Annotated in this window: 17 protein-coding genes; 12 read left to right on the top strand and 5 right to left on the bottom strand. The window is 68.8% G+C overall.

Annotated elements, in window-relative coordinates; genetic code table 11:
* The coding region (locus NN2_RS15880; RefSeq protein ID WP_174554976.1) for an ATP-binding protein at nucleotides 1–1,233 on the bottom strand (1,233 nt) is incomplete at its 3' end.
* Nucleotides 1,234–1,577: 344 nt separating this feature from the next.
* Nucleotides 1,578–2,564 (bottom strand): aminoglycoside phosphotransferase family protein, encoded by a 987-nt coding sequence (locus NN2_RS15885; protein ID WP_082857018.1) that lies wholly within the window; start codon nucleotides 2,562–2,564, stop codon nucleotides 1,578–1,580.
* Nucleotides 2,565–2,677: 113 nt separating this feature from the next.
* Here NN2_RS15885 and NN2_RS15890 point away from each other — a divergent pair, with 113 nt between their 5' ends.
* Entirely contained in the window at nucleotides 2,678–3,085 is a 408-nt protein-coding gene (locus NN2_RS15890) for a DUF1707 domain-containing protein (RefSeq protein ID WP_063014426.1), read from the top strand.
* Between the two features lie 99 nt (nucleotides 3,086–3,184).
* On the opposite strand, the gene NN2_RS15895 is transcribed toward NN2_RS15890, so the two are convergent.
* Both NN2_RS15895 and NN2_RS15900 read right to left on the bottom strand, forming a co-directional pair.
* Nucleotides 3,185–4,144 (bottom strand): electron transfer flavoprotein subunit alpha/FixB family protein, encoded by a 960-nt coding sequence (locus NN2_RS15895; RefSeq protein ID WP_030515696.1) that lies wholly within the window; start codon nucleotides 4,142–4,144, stop codon nucleotides 3,185–3,187.
* A 41-nt stretch (nucleotides 4,145–4,185) separates the two neighbouring features.
* On the bottom strand, nucleotides 4,186–4,971 hold the full coding sequence (locus NN2_RS15900; RefSeq protein ID WP_030515697.1) for an electron transfer flavoprotein subunit beta/FixA family protein: 786 nt from the start codon (nucleotides 4,969–4,971) through the stop codon (nucleotides 4,186–4,188).
* Between the two features lie 210 nt (nucleotides 4,972–5,181).
* Here NN2_RS15900 and NN2_RS15905 point away from each other — a divergent pair, with 210 nt between their 5' ends.
* From NN2_RS15905 to NN2_RS15940, 8 genes are all read left to right on the top strand, one after another.
* Nucleotides 5,182–5,997: a class I SAM-dependent methyltransferase gene (locus NN2_RS15905; RefSeq protein ID WP_063014428.1), complete on the top strand. Its 816-nt coding sequence runs from the start codon at nucleotides 5,182–5,184 to the stop codon at nucleotides 5,995–5,997.
* Complete coding sequence (locus NN2_RS15910; RefSeq protein WP_063014431.1) at nucleotides 5,994–7,565, top strand: 1,4-alpha-glucan branching protein domain-containing protein; 1,572 nt, start codon at nucleotides 5,994–5,996, stop codon at nucleotides 7,563–7,565. Before NN2_RS15905 ends, NN2_RS15910 begins: the two co-directional genes overlap by 4 nt.
* Nucleotides 7,562–8,824 (top strand): glycosyltransferase family 4 protein, encoded by a 1,263-nt coding sequence (locus tag NN2_RS15915; protein WP_030515700.1) that lies wholly within the window; start codon nucleotides 7,562–7,564, stop codon nucleotides 8,822–8,824. The genes NN2_RS15910 and NN2_RS15915 overlap by 4 nt, the downstream gene beginning before the upstream one ends.
* A 51-nt stretch (nucleotides 8,825–8,875) precedes the next feature.
* Nucleotides 8,876–9,517: a PadR family transcriptional regulator gene (locus NN2_RS15920; RefSeq protein WP_063014434.1), complete on the top strand. Its 642-nt coding sequence runs from the start codon at nucleotides 8,876–8,878 to the stop codon at nucleotides 9,515–9,517.
* Between the two features lie 46 nt (nucleotides 9,518–9,563).
* Nucleotides 9,564–10,553, top strand: coding sequence for an ABC transporter ATP-binding protein (locus tag NN2_RS15925; protein ID WP_063014436.1), 990 nt, complete (start codon nucleotides 9,564–9,566; stop codon nucleotides 10,551–10,553).
* The gene (locus NN2_RS15930) at nucleotides 10,550–11,311 is read left to right on the top strand and encodes an ABC transporter permease (RefSeq protein WP_030515703.1); all 762 of its coding nucleotides are present in this window, start codon (nucleotides 10,550–10,552) and stop codon (nucleotides 11,309–11,311) included. The genes NN2_RS15925 and NN2_RS15930 overlap by 4 nt, the downstream gene beginning before the upstream one ends.
* A gap of 178 nt (nucleotides 11,312–11,489) precedes the next feature.
* Entirely contained in the window at nucleotides 11,490–12,386 is an 897-nt protein-coding gene (locus NN2_RS15935) for a GNAT family N-acetyltransferase (protein ID WP_082857024.1), read from the top strand.
* A complete protein-coding gene (locus tag NN2_RS15940; protein WP_245658726.1) occupies nucleotides 12,383–13,414 on the top strand; it encodes a lysophospholipid acyltransferase family protein in 1,032 nt (343 codons plus the stop codon). The genes NN2_RS15935 and NN2_RS15940 overlap by 4 nt, the downstream gene beginning before the upstream one ends.
* Before the next feature lie 16 nt (nucleotides 13,415–13,430).
* On the opposite strand, the gene NN2_RS15945 is transcribed toward NN2_RS15940, so the two are convergent.
* On the bottom strand, nucleotides 13,431–14,114 hold the full coding sequence (locus NN2_RS15945; RefSeq protein ID WP_245658727.1) for a PAS and ANTAR domain-containing protein: 684 nt from the start codon (nucleotides 14,112–14,114) through the stop codon (nucleotides 13,431–13,433).
* Between the two features lie 730 nt (nucleotides 14,115–14,844).
* Here NN2_RS15945 and NN2_RS15955 point away from each other — a divergent pair.
* Genes NN2_RS15955 through NN2_RS15965 form a run of 3 tightly spaced genes read left to right on the top strand, consistent with a single transcriptional unit; the run spans nucleotide 14,845 to nucleotide 18,112 of the window.
* A complete protein-coding gene (locus NN2_RS15955; protein ID WP_245658728.1) occupies nucleotides 14,845–16,059 on the top strand; it encodes a PP2C family protein-serine/threonine phosphatase in 1,215 nt (404 codons plus the stop codon).
* Between the two features lie 47 nt (nucleotides 16,060–16,106).
* Nucleotides 16,107–17,669, top strand: coding sequence for a sensor histidine kinase (locus NN2_RS15960; protein ID WP_063014554.1), 1,563 nt, complete (start codon nucleotides 16,107–16,109; stop codon nucleotides 17,667–17,669).
* Nucleotides 17,666–18,112 carry a response regulator gene (locus tag NN2_RS15965; RefSeq protein WP_030515710.1) on the top strand — a complete coding sequence of 149 codons (447 nt, stop codon included), beginning with the start codon at nucleotides 17,666–17,668 and terminating at the stop codon, nucleotides 18,110–18,112. The genes NN2_RS15960 and NN2_RS15965 overlap by 4 nt, the downstream gene beginning before the upstream one ends.
* Nucleotides 18,113–18,135: the final 23 nt, after the last annotated feature.

Genomic DNA, 18,135 nt, shown 5'->3' on the forward strand with positions numbered 1-18,135 from the left:
TCCGCGGCCGGCAGCGGTTCCGCCTCGGCGACCGGCGCGGCCGGTGCCGCGGAGAGGGTCACCGGGGCCGGGGCGGCCATGCGCGCTCCCGACCGCGGCGGGTGCCGCGGCGACCTCGATCGGCGTGGAAATCGGTGGCGCCGTAACGCTTTCGAGGTTGTCGGGCCGCGCGGCCAGCAGTCCCTCGGGTACGTAGACCATCGCGCGCATACCACCGTAGATATTGGGTCCGTCGATGTACACGGTGAAGCCGTAGCGGCGGGCCAGTGCGGCGATGCCCGGGAAACCCACCCGCGGGGTCGGGCCCAGTTGGTGGATGTCGACGGTGCGCTCGCCGGCGAGGACCTGGCGGGCCTCTTCCATCTGTTCGGGGTTCATCCGCACGCCGGCGTCGTCGATGATCACCGTCAGGCCGTGGTGGCCTTCCTGGAAGGTGACGTCCACGAAGGAGGTGGGCGGCGAGTAACGCAGCGCGTTGTCCAGCAGGGTGGCCATCGTGTGCACGAGCGGTTCGACCGCACGGCTGATGATCACCCGGTCGAGCTGCTGCGGCCGGATCCGGGTGAAGTCGCGGACGCGGCCGATGGCGCCGCCGACGATGTCGGTCAGCGACTGCTGCGGCCAGCGGCGACCGGGCAGACCGCCACAGACGATCACGTACGACTGCGCCTGGCGGATCATCTGCTGGACGCTGTGGTCGATGCGGATCAGCGTCTCGTAGACGTCGTCCCCGCGGTGCTGGCGCAGTGCGGCGCTCACCACCTGGCCGACGTCGGCGCCCAGGCTGACCACGGAGGTGCCGAACGCGCGGACCGCGGCGCTGGTCGCCTCGCGGGAGGCGTTCTCGACCTGCTCGCGGATGCTGGCCTCGGTGGCGGAGATCGCCTGCTGCTTCTCGTATTCCAGCTCATGGCTGGTGCGCTCATGGGTTTCGGCGGCCACTCGGTGCAGGTCGTCGGCGTAACGCTCGGTCAGCCGCTGCAGCAGCTGGGCGAAGCGAGAACCGCCGCGGTCGATGGCGGGCAATTCGACCGTCGATTCGGCGCGGCGCACCGAGTCGGCCACCAAACCCATTGTGGTGCTCGTGAAATGTTCGAGCTCGTCCTCGTGGGCGCGCAATTCCGCCTCGGCACTGCGGGCACGGGCGCGCTGCTGCGACGCGTAATACGCGGCGTACAGAGCTCCCGCGATCGTCAGTATCAGAATGGCGGCGAGGATCCACGAAAGAGTCACGGCGGTAGCTTGATTCATCAGTTCCCTCGGTGCCGGATTTCCGGCCGCTTCGTCCTTTCCAACTCGACGACCGCGATCGGCGCGGCCGGGATAACACTCAGGTCGGACGGCGGGAACGCGGCAGGCAGGATGATACTGCACCTAACCTGGAGGAGACCTCGAAGCGCTTACCGGACAGGCGAATTCAGCATCGACCCACCGGCGGGAGGATCCCGATCGGCCCCAGCACCCGACGACAGCAAAGATAGCAGCAATTCCGTGTGGCAGCGACCGATTCGTTATCTACGGCTCGGTAGGAATATCTTCATCGCCGGTGTTTCGCAATCGTCCTGTTTCGGTGCGGCTCAACCCACCTCGAAAGATGGCGCAATTCCGCTCAGGGCGGTGGCGACGGCGAGGTGTAACCGCAGGTCAGCGGGCGCGTGATCGTCGGGGGCCCAAGATATTTCCTCCATCGCCCGCAGAAACGCCCACCGGCACGCGCGGCCGGGGTCGACGCCGGTGGCCGCGGCCGTATCGGTGACCATTCGTTTCGCGTGCTCGGCGGTCGGCAAGCGCTGAATCCGAATCATGATCAGGAAACCGATATCGAATGCGGCCTCACCGAGATACGGCTTCGGGTCGATCAGCAGCCACGGCTCCCGTTCGGCGGCAACGATATTGCCCAGGTGGGTATCGCGGTTGACGAGGACCGGCGGTCCCTGCGGCCGGGCGAGTTCGGCGCATCGAGCCACCGCGGCGTCCAGTAGGGTGGACGGAACGGCGTGGACCAGTTCGGATTTCGGTTGCCCGAAGCGGACGGACCAGTCGGCGAGCACAGCGGAAACGGTGGGAATGTCCGGATATCCGTCCGGCAGCGCGACGGGCGGGCGGCGCAGACGCCGGTACAACCGGCAGGCCACATCGACCTTGTCCGCATGTTCGGGCAGGCCTTCCAGGCTCGGGAATCCGGGCTGCGCCAGCAGTGGCGTGCCCGGCCGGGCACACTCGAGCAGGAGCGCGCCGCTACCGGGGTCGTAGTCGTGGAGGCGGACCGCTCCGTCGCCGTCGTAGCAGTACAGGCCGGCCGCCTCGCCGACGTTCTCCTCGTCGACGACCGGAATCTTCAGCACCGCCACCGAACCGTCGGCGCGGCGGACGGGGGCGGCGTAGGAGTGGGTGCCACCGGCGAAGGCGGCGCCGAGCGAGGTCAGCTGCCACTGCGCGCACAGCGCCTCGACGCGCTCGGGAAGTTCGGTGAGCCAGGTCCGGCCGCGCGCGCCGAAGACCGTGCTCACGGTCTCGACGACCTCGGGTGGGAGTGCGATCGGCGGTCCGGTCGGAGTCGGCACGGCCTCAGCCTGGCCGAGGGCAGCGGAGGAGCGCAAGCGGATTATCGCCTGCCCCAGGTGGTTCCGGGTGATGTTCCCCCGCGTGTGGCGATGGTCGCCTCTAGGCTTGGGCCGTGGGAAACGAGCACGTGCGGGCCTCGGACGCGGACCGGGAGAAGATCGTCGAGCGGTTGCGCACGGCGATGAACGAGGGGCGATTGAATCTCGCCGAATTCGACGATCGGGTCCAGCAGGTCTACGCCGCGCGTACCTACGGGGAGTTGTCGCCGATCCTGTCGGATCTGCCCGCGGTGCGGGATCGGCCGGGCGCCGCGCGGCCCGGGCGGGTGCCGCCGTGGGTGCTGATCATGTGGACGCCGTGGATCTTCGTCAACATCCTGTGCGTCGTGATCTGGCTGGCCACCGGCGCCGGGTACTTCTGGCCGTTCTGGGTCGCGGTGCCGTGGGGGCTGGCGCTGTGCATACCGACCGTCATCGGCATCACCGTCGGCGGGAACCAGGCGCAGCGGCCACCGGACTGAACAGCGCGGACCGAGCACGCGGACGGAACGCAGACGGCTCGCCGAACCGATACCGCGAGGTACCGATTCGGCGAGCCGTACTCCCTGCAGGGGTCTCGATCAGCCCTTGTGGGTCTTGACCGCCTCGGTCAGCTGCGGCGCGACGTTGAACAGGTCGCCCACGATGCCGTAGTCGCTGATCTCGAAGATCGGCGCCTCTTCGTCCTTGTTGACGGCGACGATGGTCTTCGAGGTCTGCATGCCGGCGCGGTGCTGGATCGCGCCCGAAATGCCCAGGGCCACATACAGCTGCGGCGACACGGTCTTACCGGTCTGGCCGACCTGGAACTGGCCCGGGTAGTAGCCCGAGTCGACGGCGGCACGCGAGGCGCCGACCGCGGCACCCAGCGCGTCGGCCAGCGGCTCGACGACCTTGTGGAAGTTGTCCTCGCTGCCGACGCCGCGACCACCGGAGACCACGATGGTGGCCTCGGTGAGTTCCGGACGGTCGCCACCGACGACGGGCTCGCGGGAGGTCACCTTGGTGACGCCCTCTTCCTGAGCCGGAACCTCGACGGTCACCTTCTCACCGGCGCCGGCCTGCGGAGCCGCCTCGATCGCACCCGGGCGCACCGAGATCACCGGCACGTCGCCGGTGGCCTTGGCGTCCACGGTGAACGCGCCACCGAAGATGGAGTGGACCGCGGTGCCGTCGGACTTGACGTCGATGACGTCGACCAGCAGGCCGGAGCCGATGCGGGCGGCCAGGCGACCCGACACCTCCTTGCCCTCGGCGGACGCGGCGACCAGCACGGCGGCCGGCGACGCCGACTCGACCAGACCGGCGAGCACGTCGACCTTCGGGGTGACCAGGAAGCCCTCGACGTCGTCGGACTCGGCGACGTAGATCTTCTCGGCACCGGCCGAGGTCAGCGCGTCGGCCAGCTTGTCGGCGGTGCCGGGCGCACCCAGCACGACCGCGGCCGGGGTGCCCAGCGTGCGGGCGGCGGTGAGGAGTTCGGTAGTGACCTTCTTGGGGGCACCTTCGGCGTGCTCGACGAGCACGAGTACTTCTGCCATGTTGCTTCTCCTGAAGTCTGTGGTGATTGCGCTCGGTGGGCTCAGATGATCTTCTGGCCGATGAGGTACTGCGCGACCTGGTTGCCGCCCTCGCCCTCGTCGACGACCTTCTCGCCCGCGGTGCGCGGCGGCTTCGGGGTGACACCGGAGACTGCGGTGCCGGCATTGCCCACGCCGACGGTCGACGGGTCGATGCCCAGGTCGGCCAGCGTGAACGTCTGCACTTCCTTCTTCTTCGCGGCCATGATGCCCTTGAAGGAGGGGAAGCGGGGTTCGTTGATCTTCTCGGTGACCGAGACGATGGCGGGCAGGTTCGCCTCGAGCTTGAACACGCCCTCGTCGGTCTCGCGCTCGCCGGAGATCTTGTCGCCGTCGACGGTCAGCTTGCGCAGGTGGGTGAGCTGCGGGATGCCCAGGTACTCGGCGATGATGGCCGGCACGGCGCCGGCGCGGCCGTCGGTGGCCTCGTTACCGGCGATGACGAGCTCGATGCCTTCGATCTGGCCCAGCGCACCGGCGAGCACCCACGCGGTCTGCACGGCGTCGGAACCGTGGATGGCGTCGTCCTTGACGTGGATGGCCTTGTCGGCACCCATGGACAGCGCCTTGCGGATGGCCTCGGTGGCGCGCTCGGGGCCCATGGCGAGAACGGTGACCTCGCCGCCCTGGGCTTCCTTGATCAGCAGAGCCTCTTCGACGGCACGCTCGTTGATCTCGTCCAGGATCGCGTCGGCGGCCTCCCGGTCGAGGGTGTAGTCACCATCGCTGAGCTTGCGCTCGGACCAGGTGTCGGGAACCTGCTTGATCAGTACGACGATGTTCGGCATTGGTCTTCGTCGACCTCCTGTTCTGGTGGCACGTGAGGTGGGGTCGCACGATCGGGTGGCCGTACGTCCACGTGAAAAGCTCCGTCACATCTAAAGCTCCGTCCGGGAGATTACCCTACATTAAGTTACTCACGGGTAACTTAGGGTGTGATGTTCTCCATGGCCGGTCCGGGCGCCGGTGTGATACAGGCAACCGCTAACGTCGATCCAATGAGTGAGGCTGTCGTCTCCCCGGTGAGCGGGGAGTCTGCCGGGGTGGAGTCGCTGCCACTGACCGGCGAACGGACCGTGCCGGGTATCGCGGAGGAGAACTACTGGTTCCGCCGACACGAGATCGTCTACGCGCGCCTGCTCGAACGATGCGCCGGGGCAACGGTTCTGGAGGCGGGCTCCGGCGAGGGCTACGGCGCGAACATGATCGCCGACGTCGCCACCCGGGTGATCGGCCTGGACTACGACACCAGCGCGGTGGAGCATGTGCGCGCGGCCTACCCCCGGGTCGAGATGATCCAGGGCAATCTCGCCGACCTGCCGCTCGACGACGCCTCGGTCGATGTGGTGGTGAACTTCCAGGTCATCGAACATCTCTGGGACCAGGGCCAATTCCTGCGCGAATGCCTGCGGGTGCTGCGCCCCGGCGGGCAGCTGCTGATCAGCACGCCGAACCGGATCACCTTCTCGCCCGGTCGCGATACGCCCTTGAACCCCTTCCACACTCGCGAGCTGAACGCCGCCGAACTCGCGGAACTGCTGGAGCAGGCCGGATTCCGCGTCGACGTGATGGCCGGTGTGCATCACGGCCCGGCGCTGGTCGCTCTGGACGAGCGGTGGGGCGGCTCGTTCATCGACGCGCAGATCGAGCGGGCGCTGGCCGGTGAACCCTGGCCCACCGAACTGACCGCGGCGGTGGCCGGTGTCCGCACCGACGATTTCGAACTGCGTCCGGCCTCGAATTCGGCCGTCCCGGCGTGGGATCCGGAGATCGATGCCAGCCTCGATCTGGTCGCCATCGCGGTGAAGCCGTGAGCGATTCGCGGGCGGTGCCGGGCCGGTTCACCCTGGTCCTGCATTCCCATCTGCCGTGGCTGGTCCATCACGGCCGCTGGCCGGTGGGTGAGGAATGGCTGTATCAATCGTGGGCGGCGTCCTATTTGCCGGTCGCCCGGGTGCTGAGAACCCTTGCCGCGGAAGGTCGTTCGCATCTGCTCAGCTTCGGCATCACGCCGGTGCTGGCCGCCCAGCTCGACGATCCGCACGCGCTGGCGGCCATGCACCACTGGCTGGGGAACTGGCAGATGCGCGCCGACGAGGCATCGATGGCCGGCAAGCGCGAGCTGGGCGGCTACGAACACGCACTGGCCGCCGAGGCCCTCGCCGATTTCGAGCAGCGGTGGCGGCACGGCGGTTCGCCGGTGTGGCGGGAGCTGATCGACGCCGAGGCGATCGAACTGCTGGGCGGTCCGCTGGCGCATCCGTTCCAGCCGCTGCTCGACGCGCGCCTGCGTGACTTCCAGTTGCGCGAAGGCCTGGCCGACGCGCGGCATCGCTGGGGGCGCACCCCGGCGGGGATCTGGGCGCCGGAATGCGGCTTCACACCGGGGATGGAAAGCGGCTATGCCGCAGCGGGTGTGACGCATTTCATGGTCGACGGTCCGGCGCTGCGCGGCGACACCACCCTCGGCCGGCCCGTCTGGGACAGCGATGTGGTCGCGTTCGGGCGGGATCTGCAGGTCAGCTATCGCGTGTGGTCGCCGAAATCCGGATATCCGGGCCAGGCCCACTACCGCGACTTCCATCACTACGACCACGAGACCGGTCTCAAACCGTCCCGCGTCACCGGCAAGCAGGTCGCGGGTCCGGACAAGGCGCCCTACGATCCCGTGGCCGCCGCGGCGGCGATCGAACGCGATGTGGCCGATTTCGTGGCGACCGTGCGCGAACGGCTGATCACCGAATCCGAGCGGATCGGCCGGCCGGCGCTGGTGGTGGCGGCCTTCGACACCGAACTGTTCGGCCACTGGTGGCACGAGGGGCCGCAGTGGCTGGAACAGGTGTTGCGCGCCCTGCCCGAGGCCGGGGTCACCGTGGGCACCCTCGCCGACGCGCGGGCGGACGGATTCGTCGGCGAACCCGTCGAGCTGGCCGATTCCTCGTGGGGTTCGGGTAAGGACTGGCGGGTGTGGGCCGGCGATCAGGTCCGCGACCTGGTCGAACTCAACGCCGAGATCGTGCGTGCGGCCCTGGACACCCTGGACAAGATGGCCGCGCAGTCCGACGGTCTGCGTGATCCGGTCGCCGATCAGCTGCTGCGCGAGGCGATTCTGGCCGTCTCCAGCGACTGGGCGTTCATGGTCAGCAAGGACTCCGCGGCCGGCTATGCCCGCGACCGCGCGCATCAGCACGCGCACGCCGTCCGCGAGATCGCCGGGGCCGTCACCGCGGGCCAACTCGCCAAAGCACGGCAGTTGGCGGCAGGATGGTACGCGGCCGACGGATTCTTCCCCGCTCTCGACGCGCGCCGACTCGACGCACGAGGTACGGACATCCCCGCAGTCGGTCACCGCTCGGCGGGAGCAACAGAAGGACCGGCATGAAGATCTTGATGGTGTCGTGGGAGTACCCACCGGTAGTTGTCGGTGGGCTCGGCCGGCACGTCCATCATCTGGCCGTCGAACTGGCGGCCGCCGGTCACGAGGTCGTGGTGCTGGCGCGCCGGCCGATGGGCACCGACGCCACGACGCACCCCACCCACACCTTCATCGAGGATCGGGTGCTGGTGGTCGCCGTCGCCGAGGATCCGCCCGCCTTCGACTTCGGCGAGGACATGCTCGCCTGGACCCTCGCCATGGGGCATGCGATGGTCCGCGCCGGTATCGCGTTGAGCAAACCGGGTATCGCCGAGGGCTGGACGCCGGATGTGGTGCACGCCCACGACTGGCTGGTCGCGCATTCGGCGATCGCCCTGGCCGAGTACTACGACGTGCCGCTGGTCTCGACCATTCATGCCACCGAGGCGGGCCGCCACAGCGGCTGGGTTTCGGGCCGGGTGAACAAGCAGGTCCATTCGGTCGAGTGGTGGCTGGCCCGCGAATCCGATGCCCTCATCACCTGTTCGACCTCGATGCAGGACGAGGTGGAAAAGCTCTACGGCCCCGAACTGGTGCCGGTGACGGTGATCCGCAACGGAATCGACGTGGGGGCGTGGACATTTCGCGACCGCGCGCCGCGTTCGGGTCCGCCGCGGCTGCTGTACGTGGGCCGGCTGGAATACGAGAAGGGCGTGCAGGACGCGATCGCCGCACTGCCGCGGATCCGTCGCGCACATCCCGGCGCCACGCTGACCATCGCGGGGGTGGGCACGCAGTTCGAATGGCTGCGCGAGCGCGCGCGGGTCCATCGGGTGGCCCGCGCGGTGAATTTCGCCGGCCGCCTGGACCACGCCGAACTACTGGGCTGGCTGCACGGCGCCGACGCGATCGTGCTGCCCAGCCGCTACGAGCCGTTCGGCATCGTCGCCCTCGAGGCCGCCGCGGCCGGAACGCCGCTGGTGACCTCCACCGCCGGCGGGCTCGGTGAGCTGGTCGTCGACGGAGTCACCGGCGCTTCGTTCGAACCGGCGGATGTGACCGGACTGGTCGAGGCGGTGACGGCCGTCCTCGACGATCCGATCGCGGCGCAGCAGCGTGCGTACGCGGCCCACGCGCGGCTGACCGCCGATTTCGCCTGGGATGTGGTGGCCGCGGAGACGATTCAGGTCTATCAGGCCGCCAAGCGCCGGGTCCGCAATCCGCTGGGCCGCCCGGTGATCACCGAACGCCCGCTGCCGGAACGGGATCCGAACAACCCGCTGTGATCGGCCGGGTCGCGGCGGCGGGTACCGGGCAGCGGGGGCAGAATTTTCGGTATGGCTGTTCCGACGACTCGACTGCTGGTGCTGGCCCTGGTGCGGCTGCTGCAACCCGTGCACGGTTACGACGTGCGGCGTGAGCTGCTGTCCTGGCATGCCGACGACTGGGCCAACGTCAAACCCGGATCGGTCTACGGTGCGCTGAACACCCTGCAGCGCGACGGGCTCATCGCCGTAGAGGGCGTGGGCCAGGACGGCGCGCGCCCGGAACGGACCTCGTATCGGCTGACGTCGGAGGGGGAGAAGGTGCTCGCCGATCTGATCCGGGAGGGTCTGTGGTCGGCCGAGCAGCCGAAACATCCGTATCACGCCGCGGTGGCGCTGTTCCCGTTCGCGCCGCGCGGCGATGTGATCGCGGCGTTGCGCAGCCGCATTCTGAAGTTCGAGGCCGATCTGGGCTATTTCGAGCGGGAGGAGCAGCGGATCCTGTCCGGCAGCGGCGATCCGACCGAAACCGAGCCGTATCACGTGGCCGACGCGATCGCGCTGGCCGCCGCCCATACCCGCGCCGACTTAGAGTGGTCGCGAAAAACCTTGCAGCGCATCGAGAACGGCGAGCTGGACGTCTGGTCCTCGGCGCCGTACACCCTCTTCGAGCATCCGCGGGACGACGCCGGAGCCGCAGTTGATCAAGACTGAATAGTAAAGCTTGACTATTTGAGCCGTCGTTCCTACCGTGTGCGGTATGGAAACGACGGCTACCGTTCGTGACCGCACCCGCACCTCGGCGATCCGAGTGCGGGGGCTGGCGCGGACGTTCACGACGAAAACGGGACCGGTGCAGGCCGTGAACGGCTTGGACTTCGAGGTCCGCGAGGGCGAGATCGTGGGACTGCTCGGTCCCAACGGCGCCGGTAAGACCACCACCCTGCGGATGATCGCGACGCTGCTCGCGCCGACCGCGGGCCAGGCGCGGATCGCCGACGCCGATCTCCGCGAGGCGCCGCGCGAGGTGCGGGCTCGCATCGGGTACGTCGCCCAGGGCGGCATGACCAACGACGATGAGCTGGTGATCGACCAATTGGTCCTGCAGGCAAGGCTTTTCGGGCTGAGCAAGGCCGAGGCGACGGCGAGTGCCGAACACCTCCTGCGGACGCTGGAACTGGACGGACTCGGCCGTCGGCGCTGCCGCGAGCTGTCCGGCGGGCAGCGCCGCCGCGTCGATATCGCGCTCGGCCTGGTGCATCGTCCGCGACTGGTCTACCTGGACGAGCCGACCACCGGGCTGGACCCGCAGAGCCGCGCGAACCTCTGGGAACATGTGCGGCGGTTGCGGTCCGAGGGCACGACGATCGTGCTCACCACGCACTACCTGGAGGAAGCCGACGCGCTGTGCGACCGGATCCTGGTCATGGATCACGGCGGCATCGTCGCCTCCGGCACGCCGGACGAGTTGAAACAGCGGATCTCCGGCGATGTGATCAGCCTCGACACCGCCGACGCACAGGCCGATCTCGCGATCGAGATCGCCGACTCGGTGCTGGAGTTGCGCTCGAAGCTGCGCGCCGACGGACTGGTGCATCTGACGGTGGCGCGCGGCGATGCCGCCGTGGTGCCGCTGCTGCGCGCACTGGACGAGCACGGCATCGTGCCCGGCGCGCTGACCGTGAAACGACCGAGCCTCGACGATGTGTTCCTCACCGTCACCGGGCGTTCGCTGCGGGAGGGAAAATGAGTTTTCTGCGGGAGACCGGGCTGGTGTTCTGGTCGCAACTGCGCACGCAGCTGCGCAATCCGGTGTGGGTGATCATCGGATTGAGTCAGCCCGTGCTGTATCTGGTGTTGTTCGGTCCGCTGGTGAAGGCGATCGCACCCGCGCTGGGCGCCGATACCGACCCCTGGAAGGTGCTGACGCCCGCCCTGGTCATCCAGGTCGGACTGTTCGGTTCCATGTTCGCGGGATTCGCGATGGTGCAGGAACTGCGGGCCGGCGTGATCGAACGCCAGCGCGTCACCCCGGCCCACCGCGGCGCACTGCTGGTGGGCCGGGTGCTCAAGGATATGGTCGTGCTGATCGTGCAGGCGCTGGTCCTGGTCGCGGTCGCGATGGCGGCATTCTCGTTGCGGCCCAGCGCTTTCGGGCTGATCGCCTCGGTGCTGCTGATTTCGGTGATGGCGGCCGGGCTGGCCTCGGGGTCGTATGCGCTGGCGCTGTGGGCGCGTTCGGAGGACACCTTGGCGTCGGTGCTCAACAGCGTCTCGGTGCCGCTGATGCTGCTGTCGGGCATCCTGCTGCCGATGAGCCTGGCGCCGCACTGGCTGCGGATCATCGCCGACATCAATCCGTTCCAGCACACCGTCGAGGCCGCGCGGGCATTGTTCCGCGGTGATTTCGCGGTCACCGAGGTCTATCTCGGCACCGGGCTGACGGTTGCGGTGGCCGTACTGCTGATGGTGGTCGGCGCCCGCAGCTTCGCCCGCGAGAACGCCTGACCGCTACTCGTTACCGCCACGCCGGTGCGTCCGACGTGGCGGTTTCGGGCGTGTGGGCCAACTCGGGGGAACGACGCAGTGAACGTTCGGTGTGACGGGGATCTCGTTCACCGGACTGGCATTCGCTCGACACTCGAACGTCGCCGCCTCGCCGAATCGGCCTGGCTTCATCGACACCATGACGCCATCGTCCGTGCTGAACCCGACCCGCACGACAGGCCCAGGGGTGGCGGCGCCACAGTACTCCCTGGTTGTGTCCTCCGATCTCGACCATCGCCGGGCCGCGCAGCGGCTGCGCTACCGGGTGTTCGCCGGCGAACCCGGATTCGACATTCCCTTCAGCGCCGAGGGCCTGGACGCCGACCGGTTCGACGAGCACTGCGATCATCTGCTGGTCCGCGACGACGCCTCCGGCGAATTCGTCGGCTGCTACCGGATGCTGCCGCCGGACAAGGTGCGCGCCGCCGGCGGGTACTACACGGCCACCGAATTCGATCTGAGCGCCATGGATCCCGAAGGACGCCGGATCGTCGAAATGGGCCGCGCCTGCGTGGTTCCGGACCATCGCAACGGCTCGGTGCTGACCCTGATGTGGGCCGGAATCCTGCACTACATCCAGCTCACCGGCTACGACTGGGTGATGGGCTGCGTCTCGGTGCCGATGCGCGACACCCCCGCCGATCCGCCCGGCGCGAACGTGGCCGCGGTCCGGGATCTGTTGCTGAGCAAGCACGCCGGTGATCCGGCCCGCCGCGTGCGCCCGTACCGCCCGGTCGTGGTCGACGGCCGCGGGCTCGACGAACTGGCCGCCCCGGCCCGGCCGAAACTTCCCCCGCTGCTGCGCGGTTATCTGCGCCTGGGCGCCGAGATCTGCGGTGAACCGGCCCACGACCCGGATTTCGGCGTCGCGGATTTCGTCGCCCTCCTCGGCCTGGAAACGATCAACACCCGCTACCTGGAACGCCTGCAGAGCGCCGCGGGAGCCATGGACGCTCGCGCGTCGGAAGGCACAGACGCCCGCGCGTCGGAAGGCGATGCCGCGCGGGCCCGCGATACGGGCGGAGGAGCACGATGACCGAGACAACCGATTTCCGAAGCGGCGCGGACACTGTCGGCCGGACCGCGGCCGAGGCCGCCGGCGCGGCAGTGGAGACGCCGTTCGATCCTCGGCCCGTGGCGGAACCGGCGGTCCACGCATGGATGCCCGCGAGTCCGTGCGGCGCCGGCTGTGTGGCCGTGCCCGACACCGCGGGCACGGTGCGGACTGTGGCGCGGATCGCGGGTGTGGTGGGGTTGCTGGTGGCGTTTCCGGTGGTGAACGTGGTGACGCCGGCTGCCCGGCGGACGGCCTTGCATCGCCGGTACGCACGGGCTGCCTTGCGCTGCTGCGGAATCGCTTTGCGTGTCGTCGACGAGCGGGGCGCGGTCGACGCGGGCGCGGTGCGAGTCGAGAGTGCGGTGCGCGGCGGCGGTGCTGCGGGTGATTCCGGGCGCGGCCTGCTGGTGGTGGCCGCGCACGTCGGATGGTCCGATGTGCTGGCGTTGGCGGCGTTCTCGCCGATGGGCTTCGTGGCCCGCGGCGATCTGGTGTCGTGGCCGGTGCTGGGGCAGCTGGCCCGGCTCATGCGAGTGATCCCGATCGATCGGGATCGGTTGCGGCAGCTGCCCGAGGTGATCGCGGCGATGTCGGCACGGCTGGCGGCGGGGGAGCGGGTCGGCCTGTTCCCCGAGGGCACGACCTGGTGTGGCCGGGCGCACGGCCGGATGCGACCCGCGCTGTTCCAGGCCGCGGTCGACACCGCCACGCCGGTACAGCCGATCCGGCTGCGCTATCTGAACGGCGCCGGCGAGACGTCGACGGTTCCCGGCTTCGTCGGTGTGGACACCTTCCTCGACTCGGCCCGTCGCGTCCTGCGCGCCAAGGGCATCGTCGCCGAACTCGTCCTGCTGCCGATCGAGGAACCGGGCACCGACCGTCACGACCTGGCCGTGCGCTGCGATCGCGCGATCCGCGGCCGCACCGAGGTGCGCATCGACGCCCACGCCACGGCAGTCGGCACCGGCCCGACCCGCGAGATCGTCGTCGCCGAAGCGGTCTCCTGACCGCACCGACCGGCGCTCAGTCGTGCGGGATCAGGCGGTGGGCGGTCAGGACGATGTGGTCGACCCGGCTGCGCAGGGCGGTGTTCTCCCCGTTCAGGCGGCGGAACTCCTGCATGAACTGCGCGGCCAGATCCCGCAGCTTGGTGTTGGTCTCCTGCGAACGCCAGCTCAGCACCCGGAACGCCTGTTCGGGACTGATGCCGTAGGCCAGCGTCAGCGCGCCCTTGGCCTGTTCGATCACCGCGCGGGACTCGATCACCTCGGGCAGCACCTCCGACAGCGCGTCGTTGCGCTCCTCGGCGATCGTCTCGGTGACGTCGACGAAATATCCGCTGGCCCCGACCACCGCGCCGTCGTCGTCGGTGAGCTGCTCGCCGACGACGATGATGTCGTGGGTGTCCCCGTCGGCGTCGACGATGCGGTGCTGGCCGCAGATCGGGTCGCCGGTTTTCACCGAGATCGCGATGCTGGCCGCCAGTTCCTCGCGGTCGTCCGGATGTTTGTGCGATATGAGCAGTTCGGTGGTGGGTTGAGTATCGGCGCCCTGATACCCGTACATCTGCGCCACTTCGTCCGACCATTCCCAGCGCTGATCGGCGAACCAGAATCGGAACCAGCCGACGTGATCGCAGGACTGGGCGCCGAGCACGCTCGTCAGGGGATCGAGCGGCGCGATGCGTGGCGACTGTTCCGTACTCACGTTCCACAGTATCCGCCGTATTGCGGTCGGTTGTTACACCAGGTCGGACGGGATGTGACGTGCCCCGCGCACGTTATCTGTTTGGTATGGGGGTTTCGGGGCATCTTTCCGTCGGTACACAGGACATCCAACTCGGAGAGGACCGGGATCAGTCGTGGTTGCGTTGCTCATGGTGATCGGCTCGGTATCACTGATCGTCATTGCGGTGCACGCGGCGGTGGTCGCGGTGTGGACGGCGAAATTGCGCCTTCGGCGCACCTCGGCCGCCATCCGCGCGGGGGCGCCTCTCGTAGCGAAAACGGTGGTGCACCAGCCTCTCCTCCGATCTCGGGCAGGTGCCGACGCGACCTCCTGATCGTGGCCTGCCCCATGGTGCGCGCAGCGTGGTCGGCCGGGGTCCGATAGGATCGGCAAGCCTCACGGTCGAAAAACGGGCCGCTGAGCAAGTCGGCGTGCGCTCGGGCCGCCACTTCGTTGATCGGAGGCAGCATTGTCGAAGCGTGCCGTCCCAGGCACGGTTGCTGTTCCCTCGTCGCGGTCCGATGCAGCCGGTGCGCTGCGGGCCGACATCGTGCGACCTCGTCGCATCGGCGACGCGACCCCGCGGCCCCGCCCGGCCGCGGTGATGGAACAGTCCCCGCGGTTTCGCGATGTATCCGGCCGTTCCGCGGGCCACTCGTCCGAGGGTCCCACTTCCGCATCCGTTCGAGACGACGGCCGCGGCTCCACCGTGCGCCCGCCCCTCGACGGCGTCACGCCACTGGGCACCGCCTCCCCGCTCGGGCAGACGATCCTGCTGGTCGAGGACGACCCGGGGGATGCCCTGCTGGTCGAGGAACTCGTTGCCGACGGTGCGCCCGGTGTGCGCCTGGAACATGTGCGCTCGCTCGCCGAAGCGGGTGCGTGGCTGGCCGCGGGCCTGCCCGACTGTGTGCTGCTCGATCTGAACCTGCCCGACTCCCACGGCTTGGACGCGCTCGCGCAGTTGCGCGAGTACACCGATCAGGTCGCGGTCGTGGTGATGACCGGCCTGGACGAGGAACAGACCGGCCTGGCCGCGGTGGCGGCCGGGGCGCAGGACTATCTGGTGAAGGGCCGGGTCGAGCCGGAGTGGTTCGGCCGGGCCGTGCGCTATGCGATTCAGCGCAAACAGGCCGAGCGCACCACCGCGGCGCTGCGCGCGAGCACCATGCGCGCCCAGGAGAACGCCCGCCTGGAACGCGGGCTGCTCCCCAAGCCACTGCTGCGCGGTGCGCCGATCGTCGATGTGGTCTCGCGGTATCGGCCCGGACGCGCGCATTCGCTGCTCGGCGGCGATTTCTACGACGTCGTCCAGGAGGCCGACGGCACGGTGCACGCGTTGATCGGCGATGTGGCCGGCCACGGCCCGGACGAGGCCGCGATCGGCGTGGGTCTGCGGTTGGCTTGGCGCACACTGGTATTCAGCGGCATCACCGGGCCCCGGCAGCTGCAACTGCTGGAGGAGGTGCTGGTTGCCGAACGCACCGGACCACAGACCTTCGCCACCCTCACCACGCTGTACGCCCCGCCCGGTCGCGGCGCCGTGGAGGTGATCCGGGCCGGTCACCCCGGCATGCTCGTCCACTCGCCGACCGGCACCGAATGGCTGGAGGTGCCCGGCGGACCGGCCCTGGGCTTCATGCCGGGCCGGACGGACTGGCCGGTCACGGAGGTGGCCATGCCGGCCGGTACCGGGCTGGTGCTGTTCACCGACGGCCTGTTCGAGGTGCGTACCGGTGCGGGCGACTGGCTGGGCGAGGACGGCCTGCTGGCGATGGCGCAAGGGGTGTCGGTCGAACAGCCCGCCCGTTATCTGGACGAACTGCTGGGCCAGGTCGAATCCGCGGCTGCCCCGGCCGGCGGACTCGACGACGATTTGGCGATCGTCTATCTGCGCTGGCACGGGGGTGAGTGGGTCCGGTGAGCGACGTCCGACACCGCGAGGGGATCGTCGGCCGGCTCACCGCACAGATGTGGTTTCAGCTGGTCCTCGCCCTGATGCTCGTGGTGGTGATCGCCGGTGCGATCGCCTCCGCGCAAGTGATCGCCCATACCGACGCCATCGAAGACCGGCTGCTCGATCGCGCCCAGCCGGCCGCGACCGAGGCCTATCGGCTGCAGGCCGCCCTGGTCAACCAGGAAACCGGCCTGCGCGGCTACGCGATCTCGGCCGATGAGCAGTTCATGCAGCCCTACAACCAGGGTGTCGCCGACGAGGCCACCGCCGCGGGCCGCCTGCGTGAGCTGGCCGCCGGCCGCACCACACTGCTCGACGATCTGGACGCCGTCGAGGCCGCCGCCCAGCGCTGGCGTTCCGAATACGTGCAGCCGATGATCGCGGCGGCGGGCAAGGTATCGCCGGCCGAATCCTCCGCCCTGGTCACCCGTGGCAAGGCCTTGTTCGACGAGTTGCGCAAGAAGTTCGCCGCGCAGAACGCGGATTCCGCGGCCGCGATCGCCACGGACCGCCGCGACCTCGATCACGCGCGCACCGTGCGCGACAGCGTGCTGATCGCGGTGGTGGTCCTCATCCTGCTCACCGGCCTGGCACTGACCGTGCTGATCCGGCGGCTGGTCGCTCGCCCGCTCGACGAGCTCACCGAGGCGTCCCGGCGGGTCTCGGCCGGCGAATTCGATCATCACATCGAGGCGCACGGCCCGGCCGACCTGGCCACGGTCGCCGACGCGGTCGAGGAGATGCGCGTGCGCATCGTCTCCGAACTGGGGTCCTCGCGGGCGCAGGAGCTGCAGCTCGCCCGGCAGGCCGACGATCTGGATCGCCAGACGGTCCAACTGCGCCGCTCGAACGCCGAACTCGAGCAGTTCGCCTACGTCGCCTCCCACGACCTGCAGGAGCCGCTGCGCAAGGTCGCCGCGTTCTGTCAGTTGCTGGAGAAGCGTTACGGCGATCAGCTCGACGAGCGGGCCAAACAGTACATCGACTACGCGGTCGACGGCGCCAAGCGGATGCAGCGGCTGATCAACGATCTGCTGACGTTCTCGCGCGTGGGCCGGGTGATCGAGGGCAACGAGCTCGTCGCCCTGGACTCGACGCTGAATTCGGCGATGGACAACCTGTCCGGCGCGATCGAGGAATCCGGCGCGGTGATCGAGCGTCCGGAGCAGTTGCCCGAAGTCGCGGGCCAGCCGACGCTGCTGACGATGTTGTGGCAGAACCTCATCGGCAATGCCGTGAAATTCCATACCCCCGGTACCGCGCCGGTCGTGCGCATCGAGTGCGAGCCGGGCGATCACCTGGACGAATGGCAATTCTCGGTGTCCGACAACGGCATCGGCATCCCGCCGGAATTCGCGGACAAGATCTTCGTGATCTTCCAGCGCCTGCACAATCGGGAGGACTACAGCGGCACCGGCATCGGCCTGGCGCTGTGCAAGAAGATCGTCGAGTACCACGGTGGCAATCTGTGGATCGACACCGAATACACCGGGGGCGCCCGGTTCCGTTTCACCCTGGCGACCCAGGCCGCCACGCTCGCACCGCTCGAACCCGTATCCGAAGGAGCCGACGCATGACCGCACCGGTGAGCCAGCCCATCGACATCCTGCTCGTGGAGGACGACCCCGGCGACGAGTTGATGACCCGGGAGGCGTTCGAGGACAACAAGATCGGCAATACGCTGCACGTCGCCCACGACGGTCAGGAAGCGCTCGACTTCCTCTACCGGCAGGGGGAATTCGCGCAGGCGCCGCGGCCCGATCTGATTCTGCTCGATCTGAACCTGCCGAAATACGACGGCCGCCAGGTTCTGGAAAAGATCAAATCCGATCCGGACCTCAGCCATATTCCGGTGGTCGTACTCACCACGTCGGCAGCCGAAGAGGACATTCTGCGCAGTTATCGACTGCACGCGAACGCCTACGTGACCAAACCGGTCGACCTGGATCAATTCATCGCCGCGATCAAGCACATCGACGAATTCTTCGTTCAGGTCGTCCGGTTGCCACGACAGCGATGACGCCGGCGGCGAGGAACGCGCCG

The organism is Nocardia nova NBRC 15556 (assembly GCF_001613005.1).
Taxonomy (GTDB): domain Bacteria; phylum Actinomycetota; class Actinomycetes; order Mycobacteriales; family Mycobacteriaceae; genus Nocardia; species Nocardia nova.